Below are 20,491 nucleotides of genomic sequence, written 5' to 3'. Positions count from 1 at the left end.
GCCAGGTCACCCGGCGGTCAGCGTCGTCCACTTCTGGTTGGTGCCGCCGGTGCAGTCCCACAGCTGGAGCTGCGTGCCGTCGGCCGTGGAGAAGCCCGGGTCGTCGAGGCAGCGGCCGGAGGCGGGGTTGCGGTAGCCGCCGTTGTAGGGCTGCCAGACCTGGTTGGCGCCGCCGTGGCAGGACCAGATCTGCACCTTGGTGCCGTTGGCCGTGCTCCCGCCGGCCGCGTCGAGGCACTTGCCCAGGGAGCGCAGGGTGCCGTCGGTGTAGGCGGACCAGAGCTGATCGGCGCCGTTGCCGCAGCTCCAGATCTGGACGGCGGTCCCGTCGGCGCCGACGGCGCCGTTGACGTCCAGGCACTTGCCGGCGATGCCGGACCGCACGAGGGAGGGGGCCGGGGCGGGGTTCCTCAGCCACCCGGCGCTGTCCGCGGACTGGATGCCGCGGTGGAAGGCGTCGGCCATCTTCTGGTAGCCGGCGTCGTTGGGGTGCAGGGAGTCGGCCAGGTCGGCCGTGGTCAGGCCGCTCATGTCCACGTAGGCGACGTGCTTGCCCGCGGCCCGCGCGTCACCGACGATGCGGGAGACTGCCTGGTTGTACGCGCCCCGGAGCCGTTCCTCCGAGGGGCTGGTGGAGACGACCAGGGAGGCGACGAGGACGGTGGCGTCGGGGACGTCGGCGGTGACCTGACCGACCAGCGACCGCAGCCGGGCGATGGCGGTGTCGGCCTCGGAGGCCCCTTGGAGGTCGTTGGTTCCGATGTGCAGTGTCACGACGTTGGGCCGGTACCGGGTCAGCGCGGCGTCGGCCAGTGCGGCGATCTGGTCGACGCGGTATCCGGAATGGCCCTCGTTGTCGGGGTCCGGCATCGAACCGTTGCGCCCCGTGCCCACGAAGTCCAGTGGATGCCCGTCCGCCGCGAGCTTGTTCCACAACGGCCCCCGGTAGCCGTTGCCCGTGCTGCTTCCCACGCCCCAGGTGATGGAGTCGCCCAACGGCATGAGACGCAAGGGGGTGTTCGGGGCGGCGGAGGCGGGGGTCACACCGGCCGACATGAACCCGAGCGCGGCGGCGACGAATGTGACCAGGGCGAGAATCCAGGACTTTCTCATGCACACGTCCTCTTCCGGGAGTGATGGCTGAGGCGACGGGATCGCTCGCCGTCCAGGGAGCAGTAAGTTCGTGATGTCGAACGCGAGTTGGCCTGTCGAGCAACACGGATGATAGGCGGCCGGTGGGACGCGTCAATCCTCCTCGCAGAATTCGTCGATTGCTTCGAAACATTCGCATCTGCGGGTGTCGGGACTTCCGTGGACTCATAGGCCGAAGTCGCAGTTCCGCGCTCATGTCGGGCTCGTATCGGCTGAGTCGGCAAAGCCAGGAGGCCGACGGTGTTGACACTCCCGGATGTCTCTCTAGTATCCGGGAGGCCCGACTTTCCGAATGTCGTTCGAAATTGCGAACTACTTGGCATTCAAGGAGCCCTTGATGCTCAGACGAACAGGCGGACGACTGCTCCGTCTCCTGGCGACCGCCGCGTTGACGGTCACCGCGTCCCTGACGGCCGCCTCTCACTCCACCGCCTCCGCCGCGCCCGGCAGCCCGGCGCTCACCCCGCCGTTGGGCTGGAACAGCTGGAACAGCTTCGGGTGCGGCATCACCGAGGCCCAGGTCCGCCAGGCCGCCGACGCGATGGTGTCCTCGGGCATGCGGGACGCCGGCTACCGGTATGTGGTGGTCGACGACTGCTGGTTCGACCCACAGCGTGACGCGCAGGGCAACCTGCGGGCGCATCCCACCAAGTTCCCGAGCGGGATGAAGGCGCTCGGGGACTACATCCACGGCAAGGGCTTGAAGTTCGGCATCTACCAGGCGCCGAACGAGCGCACCTGCGCGCAGGCGACCGGCGGCTACACCGGGTCGACCGGCAGCAAGGGCCACGAGGCCCAGGACGCCGCCGCGTTCGCCTCGTGGGGCGTCGACTACCTCAAGTACGACTGGTGTTCCTCCAGCGGTACCCGTGACGAACAGGTCGCGCGGTTCACGCTCATGCGCGACGCGCTGCGCGCCACCGGCCGTCCGATCGTCTACAGCATCAACCCCAACAGCCTGCACGCCATCACCGGCGCCACCTACAACTGGGGCGAGGTCGCCGACCTGTGGCGGACGACCGAGGACCTGCTCGACATCTGGCAGAACGGCAACACCAACAGCTATCCGATGGGCGTCGGCAACGTCCTCGACGTCACCGCGCCGCTGGCGGCCCAGTCGGGTCCGGGGCACTTCAACGACCCCGACATGCTGGTCGTCGGCCGTCCCGGCCTGTCGCTGACCGAGTCCCGCTCCCACTTCGCCCTGTGGGCCCTGCTGGGCGCCCCGCTGATGGCCGGCAACGACATCCGCACCATGTCCGCCGACGTGAGCGCCGTCCTGCGCAATCCGCGTCTGCTGGCGGTCAACCAGGATCCGCTGGGCGCGGGAGGACGCAGGGTGCGCGACGACGGCGCCACCGAGGTGTTCGCCAAGCCGCTGTCGGACGGTTCGGTCGCGGTGGGCCTGTTCAACCGGGGATCGGGGGCCGCGACGGTCACCGCTTCGGCCGCCCAAGTCGGGCTGACCGGCGGGCCGTTCACCCTCACCGACCTGTGGACCGGCGGTACGTCGAGCACGTCCGGGCAGATCTCGGCGAACGTCCCCGCGCACGGCGTGGCCGTGTACCGGGTGAGCGGTGGCAGCCCGCTGGCCGCCACCACCTCGCGTCTGCGCGGCGGGGCGTCCGGCCGCTGCGCGGACGTGGACAACGCCTCCACCGCCGCCGGGGCCACGGTCCTGCTCTGGGACTGCCACACGGCAGCGAACCAGTTGTGGACCAGCTGGGCGGGCGGCGAGATCCGGGTCTACGGCGACAAGTGCCTGGACGCCTACGACCAGGGCACCACCAACGGCACCCGTGTCATCACCTGGCCCTGCAACGGACAGGACAACCAGAAGTGGACCCTCGGCTCGGACGGGACGATCCGCAACGTCCACGCCGGGCTGTGCCTCGACACCGACCGCTCCGGCACCGCCAACGGCACCCCGCTGGTCCTGTGGACCTGCGACGGCCGGGCCGCCCAGAAGTGGTCCCGCCCATGAGGGACATCGCGCACCGCACGCCAGCCCGGCCGTCCGCCGACGTCACGAGGGACATCGCGCACCGGACGACAGCCCGGCCGTCCGCCGACGCCACGAGGAGGCCACGATGACGATCCCGGTCCGGCGGCCTTCCGCCGGCGGTACGAGGCTCGGCCGGGCACTCGCCTGGACCCTGGGCCTCCTGCTGGCCTTCGCCGTCGTCCCCGCCGCGGTGGGGCCCACGCCGGCCAGGGCCGACAACCCGATCGTGCAGCACGTCTACACCGCGGACCCGGCCCCGCTGGTCCATGACGGGCGGGTCTACCTCTACACCGGGCACGACGAGGACGGCTCCACCTACTTCACCATGAAGGACTGGCGGGTGTGGTCCTCCGCCGACATGGTCAACTGGACCGACCACGGCTCACCGCTCAGCTTGGCCACCTTCAGCTGGGCGTCCGCCGACGCCTGGGCGGGCCAGGCCGTGCAGCGAGGCGGCCGGTTCTACTGGTACGTGCCGGTGAAGAACCGGGCCACCGGCCGGATGGCCATCGGCGTGGCGGTGGCGGACAGCCCCACCGGCCCGTTCCGGGACGCCCTCGGCCATCCGCTGGTGGAGAACGGCGAGATCGACCCGACCGTCTTCATCGACGACGACGGCCAGGCCTACCTGTACTGGGGCAACCCGAATCTCTGGTACGTCAAGCTGAACGCCGACATGACCTCCTACGCGGGCAGCCCCACCAAGATCCCGCTCACCACCGCGGGATTCGGCACCCGCACCGGCGACCCCAACCGTCCCACGCTGTACGAGGAGGGACCCTGGGTCTACAAGCGGAACGGCCTGTACTACCTGGTGTTCGCGGCCAAGTGCTGCTCGGAGTTCATCGCCTACTCCACGGCGCCCGGTCCGACCGGACCCTGGACCTACCGCGGGACGGTCATGCCCACCCAGGGCGGCAGCTTCACCAACCACCCCGGAATCGTGGACTTCAAGGGCAACTCGTACTTCTTCTACCACAACGGCGCGCTGCCGGGCGGCGGCGGCTTCACCCGCTCGGTCGCGGTGGAGCGGTTCTCCTACAACGCCGACGGCACGATCCCGACGATCGGCATGACAAACGCCGGCGCGCCGCAGGTCGGCGCACTCGACCCGTACGTACGCCAGGAGGCCGAGACGATCGCCTGGGGATCCGGGATCGAGACCGAACCGGCCGGCGGCGGCGGAATGGATGTCGGCTGGATCGACAACGGCGACTACATCAAGGTCAAGGGCGTGGCCTTCGGGCCGGGCGCCTCCTCCTTCACCGCGCGCGTCGCCTCGGGCAGCGGCGGCGGCACCGTCGAGCTGCGGCTGGGCTCCCCGAACGGGACCCTCGTGGGCCGGTGCGGTGTGCCTTCCACCGGTGGCTGGCAGACCTGGACCTCGGTGACCTGCCCGGTCAGCGGCGCCACGGGAACCCAGGACCTCTACCTGCGCTTCACCGGCGGCAGCGGCTACCTGTTCAACGTCGACTGGTGGCGATTCGCGCCTGCCACCTCCTGACCCGGCACAAGGCGATGCCCGAACAGAAGGGAAGTTGCGTGACGACAAGGACGAGATCTCTCTTATGGCCCGGCCTGCTCGCGGTGCTGCTGGTCATCGGCTTGGGCGGTACGGCACAGGGCCGCGCCGCCGCCGCACCCGCCGGAACCGCTGCGGCACCCGTCGGCGCCGCTGCCGCGCCCGTCAGTGCCGCCGCCGCGAGTCCCGGCTGTGGCAAAGCCCCGACCCTGACGAGCGGCACGTACACGATCCAGAGCGGCGGCAAGAACCGGAGCTTCATCCTGCGGGTCCCCGACGGCTACGACCGTAACCGCCCGTACCGGCTGGTCTTCGGCTTCCACTGGCTCGGCGGCACCTCCACCGACGTCGCCACCGGCCGCACGGTGGACCCGGGCACCTGGGCCTACTACGGACTCCAGCGACTGGCGGACAACAGCGCCGTCTTCGTCGCGCCCCAAGGCCTCAACAACGGCTGGGCCAACAATGGCGGGGAGGACATCACCTTCGTCGACGACATGATCAGGCGGATCGAGGCGGACTTGTGTGTCGACCAGACACAGCGCTTCGCCCTGGGGTTCAGCTACGGCGCCGCCATGTCGTACTCGCTCGCGTGCTCCCGCGCGACGGTCTTCCGCGCGGTCGCTATCCAGAGCGGCGGGGTGCTCAGCGGCTGCGGCGACGGCACCCGGCCCATCGCCTACCTCGGAGTACACGGTCTCAGGGACAACGTCCTCGGCATCTCCGGCGGCCGGGCGATGCGGGACAGGTTCGTCAGGAACAACGGCTGCACCGCCCAGAACCCGCCCGAACCGGCCCAGGGCAGCCTGACCCACCGGGTCACCGCCTACTCGGGCTGCTCGGCCGGCCACCCGGTCGTGTGGGCCGCGTTCGACGAAGGGCACATCGCCGCTCCGCAGGACGGGGCCCCGGGCGACAGCGGCTCCAGGACCTGGCTGCCGCAGGAGATCTGGAAGTTCTTCACACAGTTCCAGACGTCCACCCCGCCCCCGGGGACGGCGACCTGCCAGGTCACCAGCACCGTGAACGCGTGGAACACCGGCCTGACCGCGAACCTCACCCTCACCAACACCGGCACGACCGCGATCGACGGCTGGTCCCTGGACTTCACACTGCCCCAGGGCCAGAGCATCACCTCCGGCTGGAACGCGGACTACTCGCCCGCCTCCGGCCGGGTGACGGCCAGGAACGTCGCCCACAACGCCTCCATCGCTCCCGGAGCTTCGGTCGGCATCGGCTTCCAGGCCACCCACGGCGGCGACACCGCGGGGCCGGGCTCCTACGCCCTCAACGGCACCGCCTGCGGGTGACGCGGAGGCGACCGGGCGCCGACCGGTGAACCCCGGCCCATCACACCCCCGGCCCGCTCCCTCGGGCCGGGGGACTCCATCCGGTCTCGGCCCCCGAGCACCCGTCGTCCTCGTCCTCGCCGGCCGCGACGGACACGGATTGTGAGGATGCCGTGGTGACCGAATGGCGACCTGTCGCCTCCTGCCCGGTCTCTCTACCCTCCCGTATCCATGACGACAGGACACCAGGGAACGACCCGCAGACGGTTCCTCGCGGGCGCCGGGGGCACGGCGGGCGCCCTCGCCCTCTCGCCGGTTGCCGCCCGGGCCGCCGCCCCCACCGGCAAGCACGTCGCCGTCCTGGGCGGCGGCGTCGCCGGACTCAGCGCCGCCCACGAACTCGCCGAACGCGGCTACACCGTCACCGTCTACGAGTACTACGACGTGCTCGGCGGCAAGGCACGCTCGATGGACGTACCCGGAACCGGCACGGACGGCCGCAGACCCCTGCCCGGAGAACACGGCTTCCGCTTCTTCCCGGGCTTCTACCGGAACCTGCCGGACACCATGCGCCGCATCCCCTTCCCCGGCAACGCGGGCGGCGTCCACGACAACCTCCGCGACGGCACCGAGGCACTGTTCGCCCGCGCGGGCGGCCGCCCGGACCTCCACTTCCCGCTGCGACGGGTCACCACCCCGCCCGCACCCGGCGACATCACCCCGTCGTGGATCCGCGACCAGCTCCTCTCCGTCCTCGACCTCGGCACCCGGCTGCCCGCGCACGAGGCCGCCTACTTCGCCGGCCGGGTCCTCGTCCACCTCACCAGCTGCGACGCGCGCCGCGAGGACCAGTGGGAGAAGACCACCTGGTGGCACTTCATCCGCGCCGAGCGGATGAGCGAGGAGTACCGCACGCTCCTCGGCATCGGACAGACCCGCAACCTCGTCGCCACCCGCGCCGAGGTCGCCTCCACCCGCACCGTCGGCCGCGTCATCATCGAGGCGCTGCTGCTGTGGGGCCTGCTGGGCCGCGGCATGGACGGCGACGCGGACATCGACCGGGTGCTCAACGCCCCGACCAGCGAGGCGTGGATCGACCCCTGGACCGCTCACCTGCGCTCACTGGGCGTCCGGTTCGTCCTCGGCACCGAGGTGCGGGAGGTGCTGTACGACGGTGGGCGCGTCACCGGCGTACGGGTCTCGGCCCGGGACGGCGGCGACGAACGCACCGTCACCGCCGACCACTACGTCTGCGCCATGCCCGTCGAGCACGCCCGGCGGACCTGGGGCGCCGCGTTGCGCGCGGCCGACCCGCAGCTCGCCCGGTGCGACGCGCTGCGGACGGACTGGATGACCGGCGTGCAGTTCTATCTGCGCACGCCGACACCTGTCGTCCACGGGCACATCAACTGCCTCGACTCCCCGTGGTCGGTGACCGGGATCGGGCAGGCGCAGTTCTGGGACGTACGGGACTTCGCGGCGGACTACGGCGACGGGCGTGCCCGCGACTGCCTGTCGGCGATCGTCTCGGAGTGGGACAAGCCCGGGATCCTGTACGGCAAGACGGCCCGTGAGTGCACGCGCGAGGAGATCGTCGAGGAGTGCTGGGCCCAGCTGAAGGACGCCCTGAACGACTCCGGCAAGACGACCCTCAGGGACGCCGACCGGATCGCCTGGTTCATGGATCCGGCCGTCACGGGGCTCGGCGGCCCCGATCCGCAGAACCGGGAGCCGCTCCTGATCCACCCCGTGGGCACGCTCTACAACCGTCCGTCGGCGAAGACCGCCGTGCCGAACCTCTTCCTCGCCGGGGACTACGTCCGCACCGACGTCGACCTGGCGACGATGGAAGGCGCCAACGAGTCGGCGCGCCGGGCCGTCAACGCGCTGCTCGACCAGGACGGCTCAACCGCCGGACGCTGCCGGATCTGGGAGCTGTACCGCCCCCCGGAGCTGGAGCCCCTCAAGCGCGTCGACGAGGTGCGCTACCGGCTCGGCCTGCCCAACACCTTCGACCTGGGCTGATCGGCGAGGCCGCCGCGGTCCCGCACGGCGCGGACACCGCCGCGGCCACGGTTCGGCCATCTGTCACACCATCAGGCCGACTATGCGCGACATCCGCCACGGCCGCCCCAAACGCTCGTAGAGTCGGGCCAGTTGACGGGAAGGATGCACGATGTCCCATGATCTGACCGAACTGGCGCGGGTCGGCCGTGTCCTGGAGGAGGCGCACGCCCTGCTGGAGACCGACCGCGAACGCCTGGAACAACAGCACGGTCCGACACCGTACGACGCCATCGCGGGCAGTCCCGCGCAGACACTGCACGGCATCACGGACCTTTCCCGGTCCATGTCCACGGCACTCGAACAACTCGCGCTGGCCGCCGGCTACCTCGCCCTCGGCCTGGACGCGAGAGGCACCCGGGCGCTCGCGCTGGCACGGCGGGAACCGCTGTCCTTCCCGTCCGGCGCGGACCGCATGGCACGTCCGCTCGGCGAGGCCACCGTACAGGCGATGGAACTGATCCGGGACCTCGGCTTCTTCCCCGAGGAGACCGCGATCGCGATCGACGTGGCCCTCGCGGCTCCGCAGGCGACCTACCCGCCGGCCGACTGGAGCACCTACCACCGCCAGGAACGCACCTGGTCCGAAGGCGACTGACCCACCGCTCCGGGAGCCCGGGCGCGTCCGGGTCAGCGGCGGATGAGGCCGAGGTCGGTGGCGACGGCGACGGCGGCGGTGCGGGAGTCGACGTCGAGCTTGGCGTAGACGCGGGCCAGGTGGGACTTGACCGTGCCTTCGGTCAGGTGGAGACGGTCGCCGACGGCCTGGTTGGACAGGCCGTCGGCGACCAGCGCGAGGACCTCGGTCTCGCGCCGGGTCAGGGCGGTGCCGGGGGTGCGCAGCCGGTGCATCAGCCGGTCGGCGACGGTGGGTGCCAGCGTGGTGCGTCCGGCGGCCGCGGTGCGCACGGCGGCGGCCAGGTCCTCGGGCGGGGCGTCCTTGAGGAGGTAGCCGGTGGCGCCGGCCTCGATGGCGGGCAGGGTGTCGGCGTCGGAGTCGTAGGTGGTGACGATCAGGACCCGCGGGGCTCCGGGCCGGGCGGTGATCCGGGCGGTGGCTTCGGCGCCGCCCATGCCCTTGCCGAAACGCAGGTCCATCAGCACGACGTCGATGTCCCCCTCGGCGGCGCGGGCGACGGCGTCCTCGGCGGTGGCGGCCTCGGCCATGACGACGAGGCCGGGTTCCGTCTCCAGTACGGCGCGCAGTCCGGCCCGTACCACGGGGTGGTCGTCGGCCAGCAGCAGGCGGATGGGGGTGGCGTCGGTCACGGGCGTGCCTCGGGCTGGGTCTCGGCCGGCGGGGAGAGGGGCAACCGGGCGGCCAGGGCGGTGCCGTGGCCGGGGGCGGACCTGAGGGTGAGGGTGCCGCCGAGGGCGTGCGCGCGGGCGCGCATGGCGGCCAGTCCGAAGCCGCCGGCTTCCGGGTCGGGGGCGGGAAGCCGGTCGGGGTCGAAGCCGCGCCCGTCGTCGACGATGTCGAGGACGACGTGGTCGCCGACGTAGCCGAGGGTGACGTCGGCGGTGGTGGCCTCGGCGTGGCGGACGGTGTTGGCGAGTGCGGACTGGGCGATGCGCAGCAGGGCGACCTCCTGGGCGGTGGTGAGCGGGGCGGGGTCGCCGGTGAGCCGGAAACGCGCGGTGAGCCGGTGCCGTGCGGAGGTGGTGGAGCACAGACGCTCCAGGGCGCCGGCCAGGGTGGTGCCCTCCAGCGTGGGCGGAGTGAGGGCGGCGACGAAGCGGCGGGCCTCGGCGAGGTTGTCGACGGCGGCCTGCCGTGCCTGGCCGACGTAGCGGGCCGCGTTCCGCGGTGCCTGGGGCAGCGCGCGTTCGGCGGCACGGAGCAGCAGCTGGATGCTGGACAGGCCCTGGGCGAGGGTGTCGTGGATCTCGCGGGCCAGCCGGTCGCGTTCGGCGAGCACACCGGCGGTGTGCTGGGCGGCGGCCAGATCGGCGCGGGTCGCGGTGAGTTCCTCGATCAGCCCGCGGCGGTGTTCGCTCTCCCGGTACAGGGCCTCGTACCCCCACACCACGGCGACCGCAACGGCGGCGCCGAGGGCCGGGCCGATGGCCATGGCGGGACCGAAGGCGTCCTGGTGGGCGGCGAAGCCCGCGACGGCCGCGACGGCGGTGGCGGCCACGGCCGCCAATCCGGCGCGCCGGGGCAGCAGGTGCAGCTGGAGGAAGTACAGCGGGAAGGCCAGCCACACGGCGTCGGGGGACAGGGCGAGCAGCATCAGCCAGCAGGCGCCCACGACGCCCAGCCACAGCGCGGCGGCCCGCCGCGAGCGGCGTACGCGCGGCAGGACGGGCCCGGCCGCGTACACCAGGCCGCACACGGCCGACGCGGCGACGATCACTCCGGCGTGGGGCCGGGCGCCGGTCACGGCGCGGCCGGCGGCCAGGGCGAGCAGGCCGACGACCAGCAGGTGCAGGCACCAGGCCAGGGCCCGGGTGGTCGGGGTCGGGGCGGGAGCAGCGATGTTCACAGTGCGTCCCAGGTTACGGAGACGGGCGGCCCGAAGCCTCTGTCGAAAGTTGGAACCCGGGTGCCGTCTTCCGGCTCGCCAAGTGCCGTCCTGTGCCGGACGCGCGCCCGGGGGGCCGACGGCGATGGTGGGGTCGTACCGCTGTCACCGCCGGAAAGGACGGGCCAGGGCCGTGTTCGTCGCCTGGAGAGACCTGAAGTTCGCCAAGGGGCGCTTCGCCCTGATGGGAAGCGTCATCGTGCTGATCACCCTGCTGGTAGGGCTGCTGTCCGGGCTCACGGCCGGACTGGGACGGCAGAACGTCTCCGCGATCACGGGACTGCCCGCCGACAGGATCGCCTTCCAGGCTCCCGGTGGCGGACAGGACCTGTCGTATGCCGACTCCACCGTCACCGAACGGCAGTGGCGGCAGTGGGCCGAGGCCCCCGGCGTCGAAAGCGCCGAACCGCTGGGCATCACCCTCACCAAGGCCACCGCGGCGGACCAGAGCACCGGGGTCTCGGCCTTCGGCGTCGAGCCCGGCTCCCGCCTCGCACCGCACGGCGACAAGATCACCAGCGGTACGGTGGTGCTGTCCGGCGCGGCCGCCGACGACCTCGGCGTGCGGGCCGGCGACTCCCTGGCCCTGGCAGGCCGGCGGCTGGAAGTGGCCGCCGTCAAGGGCGACGCCCACTTCAGCCACACCCCGGTGATCTGGACCAGCCTGGACACCTGGCGGAAGACCGCACCGCCCACGGGCGCCGGCCAGGGTCCGAGCGCCACCGTCATCGCCCTGACCACCACCTCCCGGGCCGACACGGCGGCCGTCGACCGGCAGGCCGGCACCCGAACGGTCTCCACCGGCGACTCACTGTCCGCGATCGGCTCCTACACCTCCGAAAACGGCTCCCTGCAGCTGATGCGCGGCTTCCTGTTCGCCATCTCCGCCCTCGTCATCGGCGCCTTCTTCACCGTCTGGACCATCCAGCGCGGCGGCGACATCGCCGTCCTCAAGGCACTGGGCGCCTCCACAACGGGCCTCCTCAAGGACGCCCTCGGCCAGGCCCTCGTCCTGCTCGCCGGCGGCACCCTCATCGGCACCGGCATCGCCGCCGCCCTCGGCGCCCTGATGTCCGGCTCCGCCGTGCCGTTCCTCCTCACACCCGCCACCGTCCTGCTCCCGGCCGCCGTGATGATCCTCCTCGGCGTCCTCGGAGCCGCCCTGTCCCTCCGCCGCATCACCTCCGTCGACCCGCTGAGCGCCCTGGGGAGCGTCCGATGAGCCTGAACCTGACCGACGTCACTCTCACCTACCCCGACGGCGACACCCGCCTGACCGCCCTCGACCACGTCGACCTCGATGTCCCCAGGGGCACCCTGACCGTCGTGGCCGGCCCCTCCGGCTCCGGCAAGTCCAGCCTCCTCGCCGTAGCCGCCACCCTGATCACCCCCGACAGCGGCACCGTCACCATCGACGGACAGACCACCACCGGCCTGACCCGCGGCGAACTCACCGCACTGCGCCGCCACAAGATCGGCATCGTCTTCCAGCAGCCCAACCTGCTGCCCTCCCTCACCGCCGCCGAGCAACTCCAGGTCATGGCCCGGATCGACGGCCGCAAAGCCCGCACCGCCCGTACCCGCGCGATGGAACTCCTCGACGCCGTCGGCCTGGCCGGCCAAGCCGCGCGGCGGCCCCACCAGCTCTCCGGCGGCCAGCGCCAGCGCGTCAACATCGCCCGCGCGCTCATGAACGACCCCACCGTCCTCCTGGTCGACGAACCCACCAGCGCGCTCGACCACGAACGAGGCGCCGCCGTCATCGACCTGATCACCCGCCTCACCCACGAGCAGGCCACCGCCACCGTCCTGGTCACCCACGACCGCGCCCACCTCGCCGCCGCCGACCAGCTCGCCGAAGTCCACGACGGCCGCCTTCGCCTGCGGGCGTCGATCCGCTGAACCGACGGACGGCCGGGGAGTCCGCGAGGAACGGACATTGTTTTCGGCTGGGCAGGCTGATGCAATCGGTGGGTGACGACGTCTCCGCCAATATCGCCTGAAATGCGAAGTCCAGCCCTCTTGGGCCGCTCCATGGCCGGCCTTCTGCTCTGTACCGTGAGCGGCTTCGTCGGGTTCAATCTGCTGCTCTCGACCGTCCCGGAGTACGCCTCGCGGACCAGCGGCCGTACGGCCGCGGCCGGCATCGTGACCGGCGTGCTGATGGCTGCCACGGTCGCCGTGCAGCCCGCCGTTCCCCGTCTGCTGGCCCGCCTCGGCTACCGCACCGCGTTGATCACCAGCATGGTCCTGCTCGGCGCCCCGGCGCTGGTACTCGGCCTCTCGGACCAGTTCGCGACGACGGTGATCTGCTCCGTGCTGCGCGGGCTGGGCTTCGGCGTGTTCGTCGTGACCGGCAGCGCCGCGGTGGCCGAACTGTCGCCGCCCGGACGGCGCAGCCAAGGGGTGGGCTGGTACGGCGTGGCGACGGGCGTCGGCGGCATGGTGGGAACACCGTTCGGCGTGTTACTGGCGCACGAGTTCGGTTACGGCCCGCTGTTCGCCGTGGGCGCCGCGGCGCCGGCCGTCGGCGTACTGGGCGCGCTCGCGGTCACGGCACCGCGTCCCGCTCCCGTGGTACGCCCCAGGGTCCTCGCCGGAGCGACCCGGCCGACGATTCTGCGGCCCCTACTCCTGCTCACCACGGGGACGATGGCGTCCGGCGCGGTGGTGACGTTTCTCCCGCTGGCCGCGCCGCGGCAACCGGCCTGGTTGACGCCCGTCGCCCTGCTGCTGGTCCAATCGGGGCTGACCGGCAGCCGCTACCTGTCGGGACGGCTGGGCGACCGCTTCGGCGACCAGCGGTTGCTGCTGCCGTCGGCTCTCATGACCGCGGTGGGTGTTCTCGGCGGCATGCTGACCGACACTCCCGCCGCGCTCCTGCCGTTGATGGCGGTCTTCGGCATGGGCGTCGGCGCGACACAGAACGCCACGCTGTCCCTGATGCTGCACCGGGCGGGACGCGCGGAACTCAGCGTCGCCAGCGCGCGATGGAACCTCGCCTTCGACGTCGGACTCGGCCTCGGCGGCTTCTGCATCGGCCTGATCGCCCAGTACACGAGTCCCGCCACCGGCTTCGCCGCGGTGTCCGCAACACTCGTACTGGCGAGCGCCCTGGCCGTGACGGAGGCGAGGGGAACGAGACCCCCCGCGAGAACTGGGCCGCAGGCCCGAGGCGGGCGTCTTCGAGAAGCCGTACGCGCCCCTGCCCGCCGAGCCACACGCGACCGACGCCCTTGACCGGACTCGGGTCTGCGTGCATGTCTTCCACCTCCACCCGAAGAAAGGGGAGATGGGGACGAGGCCACCGGCCCGTCACCGGTGGACCGGGAGAAGACGAGCCCTCGTTGAGCGAGCACGAGGGGCGACCGGCCGAGGCCGACCGCCCCAAGCCCGCAGGCTGCTCCGACTGGCCGCTCTCCGCGACGCCTCACCTGGTCGTCGCGGAGAGCGGCACCGGTCGGGGAGTGGGCACTGCCTGGCTGCACAGTGGCCTCGGCGCCGGTGCCCGCCTGGTCACTGTTGACGTCAAGTCACCGAGCGCAGTTGGTCCAGTTCATCGCTGATCGCATCCCGCAGCACGTCATGCTGCGGGCCGAGCCTGAACTGCTTGTCACTCCACAGTTCACGCGGATAGAGCCACACTGGCTTGCCCACCACATCGGCCGGCTCCCACGCGTACCGCGGCCAGACATGCGCATGCAAGAACGGGTCCGTGTTTCCCAAGATCTCCAGATTGACCCGGCGGAAGGCCGGGTCCAGCCGCCGACAGGCACGCTCGACCGCTTCACCAAGCTGGTCCATGTCCGACAGGAACGACAGCCGCTTCACTCTCGGCAGGTCCGACAGCCGTTGCACATCCGGCTCGTCCACGAGCAGGACCGAGTAGCCAGGCAGGAATTGAACGTCCCCGATCACCGCGAACCCCGCGGTCAGCCGTCGCAGCACGGTCGGGTTCTCGCCGCTCAGCGCAGTCCTGATCCGGTCCTTCCGCCAGTCGCCAGTCATAGCCGAGATCCACCTTCTTGTGACCAAGGGCCATTTTTCCATCCCAGCGCTGGGCAAGTGCGCGGGCCGAGCAGCGCGGCAGCCTCGGGCTCCATGTATGTGGTCGCGGTCTGCTGGTCCAACGCGGCGAAGATCTCGTCGAGCAGCCGCTCGGTCGCGCTCGGCGCCTTCAGTAGCGGCATGACCAGCCGCCGGCCGAAGGCGCCTACCGCACCGCCATCGCCATTCGTGCCCCCGGCCTGGGGGAGACGTACCGCCACCTCACGCTCAGCGCCGCGACCCCCCGGCGGCTGGAGGTGGGTCCGGACGCGCTGGTGCGGGCGGTGGAAGAGGTGCACGAGGCGCGGGTGCTGTGGCTCGCGCGGGGGGGCGCCGTACAGCGCCGGAGGGAGAGGCGGACCGGGTGGCGGCACCGGCTCGTGCCGCGGGCCCCGTACAGAGGAAGGGCGGCCAGAGCCAGGATGGCGTGACGTGGGTCACATGGCCGTACCCGCCTCCGTGTGAAGTCGTGCTTCGGCACAGGGGGTTGGGTGGTCCCAAGGGGTCGCCTCCTTGGCCCCCAAAGCAGTACTTTGAGAGTCTCAAAGTACAAGTGTTAACGTGTTCGATGTGAAGACATCTGTGCGCCCCGGTGAAGCCATGAGCCTCCTACTCGTGGCGCGCCTGCATGTCGACCTGTGCCGCTGTATGTCCGCGGTCTGTTGCCGCGCGGTGTGACCGGCATCAAGCGGCGGCACCGCCTGTAGCGCGGGTGCGCCGCACCCACCCTGTCCTTCCGTATTCCCCGATACGCCCTCACTGGAGTGTGTCCGTGTCCGCGTCCGCGAGCACCGAAAACCCCGCCAAGCCCGCCCGGCGCATACCCGCGGTCCCCTTCTGGGCCCAGATCGTCGCCGGTCTCGTCCTCGGCGTCGTCCTCGGCTGGATCACCCGCAGCTATGACGTGCAGTGGCTGCACACCACGCTCGACAAGGTCGGCCACATCTTCGTCCAGCTGCTGAAGCTGGCCGTCGCCCCGCTGGTCTTCTTCGCGATCCTGGTGTCCATCACCAACCTGCGCAAGGTGAACAACGCCGCCCGGCTGGCCTCCCGCACCCTGCTCTGGTTCATGATCACATCGCTGATCGCGGTCGCCATCGGCCTCGTGATCGGCCTGATCACCGACCCGGGCGCGGGCACCGGCCTCACCCCGAAGGACGGCGAGAAGCCCCAGCACGCCGGTTCCTGGCTGGACTTCCTCACCGGCATCATCCCGAAGGACGTCATCACGCCCTTCACCGAGCTGAACGTCCTGCAGATCGTCTTCATGGCCGCCGTCGCCGGCATAGCCGCCCTGAAGCTCGGTGAGAAGGCGCAGCCGATCCTCACCCTCAGCGAGTCGGTCCTGGAACTGCTCCAGAAGGCCCTGTGGTGGGTCATCCGCCTCGCCCCGCTCGGCACCGTCGGCCTCATCGGCTACGCCATCGCCGACTACGGCTGGGACCTCATCGGGAAGTACGCCACCTTCACCGCCGACGTCTACATCGGCTGCGCCCTGGTCCTCTTCGGCGTCTACCCGCTGCTGCTGGCGACCGTCGCCAAGCTCAACCCGGTCCAGTTCTTCAAGGGCGCCTGGCCCGCCATCCAGCTGGCCTTCGTCTCCCGCTCGTCCGTCGGCACCATGCCGGTCACGGTCAAGGTCACCGAGCGCCTCGGCGTGCCGAAGGAGTACACCTCCTTCGCCGTCCCGTTCGGCGCCACGACGAAGATGGACGGCTGCGCCGCGATCTACCCGGCCCTCGCCGCGATCTTCATCGCCCAGATCTTCGACGTGCAGCTGAGCATCGGCGACTACCTGCTGATCGCCTTCGTCTCCGTGGTCGGCTCCGCGGCCACCGCCGGTCTGACCGGCGCCACGGTCATGCTGACGCTGACCCTGTCCACGCTGGGCCTGCCGCTGGAGGGCGTGGGCCTGCTGATGGCGATCGACCCGGTGCTGGACATGATGCGCACGGCCACCAACGTCGCCGGCCAGGCCCTGGTCCCGGTCGTCGTCGCGGCCCGCGAGAAGATCCTCGACGTCGACGCGTACAACTCCGCCTCGGCGTCTCCGGTGGACGACGAGTACGGCGTGCGCGACGCCGAGCAGAAGGCGACCCTGCCGGTCACCGCCTGACGCTCCCTCACACGATGGCGCCCCCGTCCCGGCCGACCGGCCGACGGGGGCGCTTCGTACGCGCGGCCACTGACCACCGCTCCGGAACAACCGGTTCGGACTTGCTCACGGCGAGGACGTCCTCGACCGCCCACGCCCCCGGCAGGTCGACCGCTTCCGCGCGGTGGGCCCGACGGCGGACGAACCACCGGTCCACCAGCGCCCCGGGAATCCGCGGCTGGTCATACTGGCTCGACAAGTTCAGGCAGGATGGCGGGAAACGCGGGGCGAGGAGGCAATGGTGTTCGGTAGACGCACGCGTATCTGGGCGGGCGCCCTGGTCGTGGCCTGCGTGATCCTCATGGGCCCCAGCGCACCGACCGGTGCCCTCTTCGCCCGGCCACTGCCCGCCGGAGCCGTCAAGGGCGTCGTACCGGACCGGGTCATGACGTGGAACCTCTGCAACCCGTGCGGCAAGAGCAACCTCGACCGGGCACGGGAGATCGCCACGTACGCGCCCCAGGTCATCGGCGTGCAGGAAGCCTGCGTGCGTGACCTGGAACGGATACGGATCCACCTGCGGAGGTACTACGGGCTGGTCTACCACGTCGAGTACGGGACGGTGCTCCAGGACTGGGGCCGCTGCGGGGGAGTGCCGTGGAACCCCGGGGGCTACGGCCAGGCGGTCCTCTCGGCGGCGCCGATGACGGACCCCGTCAGCGTGGAATACCCCGACGGCGGTTCCGAGGACCGTGGGTACATGGCGGTCACCACCACGGTGGACGGGCGGCTCGTCCGCGTCTTCAACACACACCTCGCCCAACGACGCCAGGAAACGGTCCGGGCGGGCCAGACCAAGGTGCTCGCCGCAGCCGTCGCCCGGTACGACCGCGTGATCGTCCTCGGCGACTTCAACGCCGTACCGGACGCCCCCGAACTCGCCCCCATGTGGAAACTGGCCACGGACGCGGACCCACGGTGCCGTCCCACGTACACCGGCGGCGGTTGCACTCCCACCACCGACTGGCACAGCAAGTTCGATTACGTGTTCCTGCGGGGCATCACGCCGCTCCGCCACCGCGTGCACCCCACCCCGTACTCGGACCACGACCTGCTGCACACCGACCTGGACATCGGCCAGCAAGCGGGGGCCGCCGCCAAGGGAGGGCCTGGCGCCGACCGTTGAGCGGGCCGGGCCAGGCCGCTTGCCGTCTCCCGTTCCGGAAATCGCCTACGACCCCTGAAGGCGACGCGACCACCCCCGGTACCGTCCCCTGTTCGGCACCGGAAGGCGGCCGCGCCATGGGCCGCACACCACTTGCCTCGGTACGCCCCGCGGCTCACCGGCCCCCCGCCGTCGGTGAGTACGACCGTTGCCCGGGTGCCACGCGCCTGGACGGCGTCCGAGCGGGCGGCCCGCGGCCCCGGTCGGCCGGTCTCAGGACCACTTCTCCGCACGGACGAAAGAGCCCTGGCGGCCGTCGAGACGCACCTTGAGCCAGTGACGGGTGTTGCTGACCTTCCCCTTGGCGATGATGTGCCCGTTGGCGTTGCACTTCTTGTAGCCGCTGCTCGCGATCTGCTTCCAGTGGCCGCCCTTGTTCTCGAAGAGGCGCACCCGCATGGAGGCGCGGGAGTTGTAGCACCGCAGCACGGCACGGGTCGGCTTGCTCGGCGAGCGGTACTTCCCCGACGTCCACTTGCCGCTGCGCTGCGCGGGGACCCAGGTGTTGCCCCAGATCGTGTGCCACCCGGCCCGAGCCGTGACCTCCTTGGCGGGGGCGGCCGGCGCGGTGTCCGCCACGGCCACGCCGGAGGCGAGCGCCAGGCCGGAGCCGAGCGTCAGGGCGGCCGTCGAGAGTGCGAGAGTCTTGCGGAATTCCATGTTCGTGGTTCCTTCCCCGATGAATGGGACAACGTGCCCGGTTGGACGGACGACGTGCGTCCGGTTCTGCGGATGCTCTTGTGCATCTCCGGACGAGCGACGGCTCCGGGCGTTCCGCCCCGTCCGCCGCGCTTCCCACCCACAGGGTCGCCGCCCGGTGCGCGCGGCCGCCATCGGCACCGGCCCTCATGGGACGCCATGGGACGCCTGCCGCCCTGACCTGCTGGGACGCGGGATGGGACGGGGACCCGGTGGGACGCCGCGCCCGCTTGGAACATGGCCGAAACCACCGGCGCCAGGGCCTGGCCCGTGCGAGCGCCACTCGGTATATCAAGCGGGGGGCGGCCGGGCCGGGGGGCCTCGCGGGAGCCCGATGCCTACGGGGGTGTCACATGGCGCGTTGGAAAGAACTGCCGGACATGCAGGACCAGCGGGTCCGGCAGCTTTTCGTACAGCTGCGCAGACTGAAGGACCGCAGCGGCATGAGCCTGACGTCGCTCGCCGCCAAGACCGGCTACAGCCGCTCGTCCTGGGAGCGTTATCTCAACGGCAAGGCCCTGCCGCCCCGCCAGGCGGTGGAGGATCTCGCGCGGGCCACCGGCGCCGACCCGACCCGTCTGCTCGCCCTGCACGAAGTGGCCGAAGAGGTGTGGCAGCAACGCGCCCCGGTGCCGGCCGGCACCGGGCGGGAGGCGGCGGCCGACGACCGGGCCGGCGAGCCGGACCAGCGGCCGGACGACCCCGAGGGGGGAGCGACGGCAACGGCTGACGAACGGCCACCGGGCGTACGCAAACCGGTCGTTCTCGTCGCCGTCGTCCTCGCCGCGCTCCTCGGGACGGGCATCGGCATCCTGATCGGCCTGCCCCTGGGCGGCGGCGGAGACGCCGGCCCGCCTGCCGCGCGGAGCACGCCGAGCGCACGGCCGAGCGGCAGCACCACCGCGAGCGCGGGGCCGGGCCGATACGTCTTCAGGCCGGGCCGGACCTACCCGTGCGAGGTCAACCGGACCCGGGCGGTCGGCGGCGGGCTGAGCGCCGGCTACAGCACGACACGCACCGCCGTCCTCGCCGGCCCCGGCTGGGACGTGGTGGAGGCCCAATGCCTGCTGCGGTACCGCAAGATGGACCCCGGTGTCGTCGACGGTGTCTACGGGCAGCAGACCATCGCCGCCGTGATGCGTCTGCAGCAACAGGCCGGACTGCCGGCGGACGGCGTGGTGGGCCCGCACACGTGGCAGGTGCTGCGCGGATGACCGGCAGGCGTTCGACGGGGTTCTGCACCGGGTGGGGGCCGGTGCGCGGTGGCGCGGCCTTGCCCGACACCTTGCTGGTGCCCAGGGCCCTGTAAACGCGCGCACCCCCGCCGGGTGGGCGGGGGTGCGGGCGCGTTGTGGGGTGCTGTCGGCTGGGCTCAGTACCAGCCGTTGGCCTGCCAGAAGTCCCAGGCCTTGACGGGGCTGCCGTAGCGGGAGTTCATGTAGTCGAGGCCCCACTTGATCTGGGTGGCCGGGTTGGTCTTCCAGTCGGAGCCGGCGGAGGCCATCTTGGAGGCCGGGAGGGCCTGGACGAGGCCGTAGGCGCCGGAGGAGCTGTTGGTGGCGTGGGGGTTCCAGCCGCTCTCGTGGGAGACGATCTTGCTGAAGGCGTTGAACTGCGCGGCGTCCGGGATCATCTTGTGCGCGATCGCCTGGGCGGAGGAGGCCTGGGCCGGGGCGGCGTGAGCCGGAGCGGCGGTGAGCGCCATGCCGGCGGTGGCGGCGGCCACGGCGGCGGTGGTGAGGACCTTCTTCGGGGAAGCGATGCGGCGGATGACGGAGACGGTCACGAAGTACCTCTTGCGTTCGGGGACAGGGGATCGCCCGCATGCGGTGGACCACTTGGAGTGGCCCGCATACGTCGGCGCGGCG

The 20,491-nt window shown here is 71.5% G+C and carries 18 protein-coding genes; 11 read left to right on the top strand and 7 right to left on the bottom strand.

Annotated features, from left to right (window positions below; translation table 11 throughout):
• Positions 1-6: 6 nt before the first annotated feature.
• Complete coding sequence (locus tag ACSURM_RS01600) at positions 7-1,113, bottom strand: ricin-type beta-trefoil lectin domain protein (RefSeq protein WP_436952695.1); 1,107 nt, start codon at positions 1,111-1,113, stop codon at positions 7-9.
• 376 nt (positions 1,114-1,489) lie between these two features.
• Here ACSURM_RS01600 and ACSURM_RS01595 point away from each other — a divergent pair, with 376 nt between their 5' ends.
• From ACSURM_RS01595 to ACSURM_RS01575, 5 genes are all read left to right on the top strand, one after another.
• Positions 1,490-3,136: a glycoside hydrolase family 27 protein gene (locus tag ACSURM_RS01595; RefSeq protein WP_436952693.1), complete on the top strand. Its 1,647-nt coding sequence runs from the start codon at positions 1,490-1,492 to the stop codon at positions 3,134-3,136.
• 106 nt (positions 3,137-3,242) lie between these two features.
• Complete coding sequence (locus ACSURM_RS01590) at positions 3,243-4,661, top strand: glycoside hydrolase family 43 protein (protein ID WP_436952691.1); 1,419 nt, start codon at positions 3,243-3,245, stop codon at positions 4,659-4,661.
• 38 nt (positions 4,662-4,699) lie between these two features.
• Positions 4,700-5,989 (top strand): cellulose binding domain-containing protein, encoded by a 1,290-nt coding sequence (locus tag ACSURM_RS01585; protein WP_436952689.1) that lies wholly within the window; start codon positions 4,700-4,702, stop codon positions 5,987-5,989.
• A 210-nt stretch (positions 5,990-6,199) separates the two neighbouring features.
• On the top strand, positions 6,200-7,993 hold the full coding sequence (locus ACSURM_RS01580) for a hydroxysqualene dehydroxylase (protein WP_436952688.1): 1,794 nt from the start codon (positions 6,200-6,202) through the stop codon (positions 7,991-7,993).
• A gap of 151 nt (positions 7,994-8,144) precedes the next feature.
• Positions 8,145-8,630, top strand: a complete 486-nt coding sequence (locus ACSURM_RS01575) for a hypothetical protein (RefSeq protein WP_436952686.1) — start codon at positions 8,145-8,147, stop codon at positions 8,628-8,630.
• Between the two features lie 32 nt (positions 8,631-8,662).
• Here the strand turns inward: ACSURM_RS01575 and ACSURM_RS01570 are convergent, their stop codons facing one another.
• Together ACSURM_RS01570 and ACSURM_RS01565 are read right to left on the bottom strand one after the other, a co-directional pair.
• A complete protein-coding gene (locus ACSURM_RS01570; RefSeq protein ID WP_436952684.1) occupies positions 8,663-9,301 on the bottom strand; it encodes a response regulator in 639 nt (212 codons plus the stop codon).
• Complete coding sequence (locus tag ACSURM_RS01565; RefSeq protein WP_436952682.1) at positions 9,298-10,518, bottom strand: sensor histidine kinase; 1,221 nt, start codon at positions 10,516-10,518, stop codon at positions 9,298-9,300. The genes ACSURM_RS01570 and ACSURM_RS01565 overlap by 4 nt, the downstream gene beginning before the upstream one ends.
• A gap of 172 nt (positions 10,519-10,690) precedes the next feature.
• Here ACSURM_RS01565 and ACSURM_RS01560 point away from each other — a divergent pair, with 172 nt between their 5' ends.
• The 3 genes from ACSURM_RS01560 to ACSURM_RS01550 all read left to right on the top strand — a co-directional run bounded on the left by ACSURM_RS01560 (position 10,691) and on the right by ACSURM_RS01550 (position 13,797).
• A complete protein-coding gene (locus ACSURM_RS01560; RefSeq protein WP_436952680.1) occupies positions 10,691-11,779 on the top strand; it encodes an ABC transporter permease in 1,089 nt (362 codons plus the stop codon).
• A complete protein-coding gene (locus ACSURM_RS01555) occupies positions 11,776-12,459 on the top strand; it encodes an ABC transporter ATP-binding protein (RefSeq protein WP_436952678.1) in 684 nt (227 codons plus the stop codon). Before ACSURM_RS01560 ends, ACSURM_RS01555 begins: the two co-directional genes overlap by 4 nt.
• 102 nt (positions 12,460-12,561) lie before the next feature.
• Positions 12,562-13,797 carry an MFS transporter gene (locus ACSURM_RS01550; RefSeq protein WP_436952676.1) on the top strand — a complete coding sequence of 412 codons (1,236 nt, stop codon included), beginning with the start codon at positions 12,562-12,564 and terminating at the stop codon, positions 13,795-13,797.
• 288 nt (positions 13,798-14,085) lie between these two features.
• Here ACSURM_RS01550 and ACSURM_RS01545 read toward each other — a convergent pair whose 3' ends face one another.
• Entirely contained in the window at positions 14,086-14,565 is a 480-nt protein-coding gene (locus ACSURM_RS01545) for a diadenosine tetraphosphate hydrolase (protein ID WP_436952674.1), read from the bottom strand.
• Positions 14,566-15,376: 811 nt separating this feature from the next.
• On the opposite strand from ACSURM_RS01545, the gene ACSURM_RS01540 reads away from it, so the two are divergent.
• Positions 15,377-16,720, top strand: a complete 1,344-nt coding sequence (locus tag ACSURM_RS01540; protein ID WP_436952672.1) for a dicarboxylate/amino acid:cation symporter — start codon at positions 15,377-15,379, stop codon at positions 16,718-16,720.
• A gap of 7 nt (positions 16,721-16,727) precedes the next feature.
• Here ACSURM_RS01540 and ACSURM_RS01535 read toward each other — a convergent pair whose 3' ends face one another.
• Positions 16,728-16,958: a hypothetical protein gene (locus tag ACSURM_RS01535; protein WP_436952670.1), complete on the bottom strand. Its 231-nt coding sequence runs from the start codon at positions 16,956-16,958 to the stop codon at positions 16,728-16,730.
• 39 nt (positions 16,959-16,997) lie between these two features.
• Here ACSURM_RS01535 and ACSURM_RS01530 point away from each other — a divergent pair, with 39 nt between their 5' ends.
• Positions 16,998-17,885: an endonuclease/exonuclease/phosphatase family protein gene (locus ACSURM_RS01530; protein WP_436952669.1), complete on the top strand. Its 888-nt coding sequence runs from the start codon at positions 16,998-17,000 to the stop codon at positions 17,883-17,885.
• A gap of 252 nt (positions 17,886-18,137) precedes the next feature.
• Here ACSURM_RS01530 and ACSURM_RS01525 read toward each other — a convergent pair whose 3' ends face one another.
• Complete coding sequence (locus ACSURM_RS01525) at positions 18,138-18,584, bottom strand: hypothetical protein (RefSeq protein WP_436952668.1); 447 nt, start codon at positions 18,582-18,584, stop codon at positions 18,138-18,140.
• A 392-nt stretch (positions 18,585-18,976) separates the two neighbouring features.
• On the opposite strand from ACSURM_RS01525, the gene ACSURM_RS01520 reads away from it, so the two are divergent.
• On the top strand, positions 18,977-19,837 hold the full coding sequence (locus ACSURM_RS01520) for a helix-turn-helix domain-containing protein (protein ID WP_436952667.1): 861 nt from the start codon (positions 18,977-18,979) through the stop codon (positions 19,835-19,837).
• Positions 19,838-19,995: 158 nt separating this feature from the next.
• On the opposite strand, the gene ACSURM_RS01515 is transcribed toward ACSURM_RS01520, so the two are convergent.
• Complete coding sequence (locus ACSURM_RS01515) at positions 19,996-20,409, bottom strand: lytic transglycosylase domain-containing protein (protein ID WP_436952665.1); 414 nt, start codon at positions 20,407-20,409, stop codon at positions 19,996-19,998.
• Between the last annotated feature and the right edge of the window lie 82 nt (positions 20,410-20,491).

This window comes from Streptomyces sp. SudanB182_2057, assembly GCF_964272715.1.
Lineage (GTDB): Bacteria > Actinomycetota > Actinomycetes > Streptomycetales > Streptomycetaceae > Streptomyces > Streptomyces rubradiris.
Note: the sequence above shows the minus strand (reverse complement) of the source record. Positions and strands in the feature narration are given on the sequence as shown.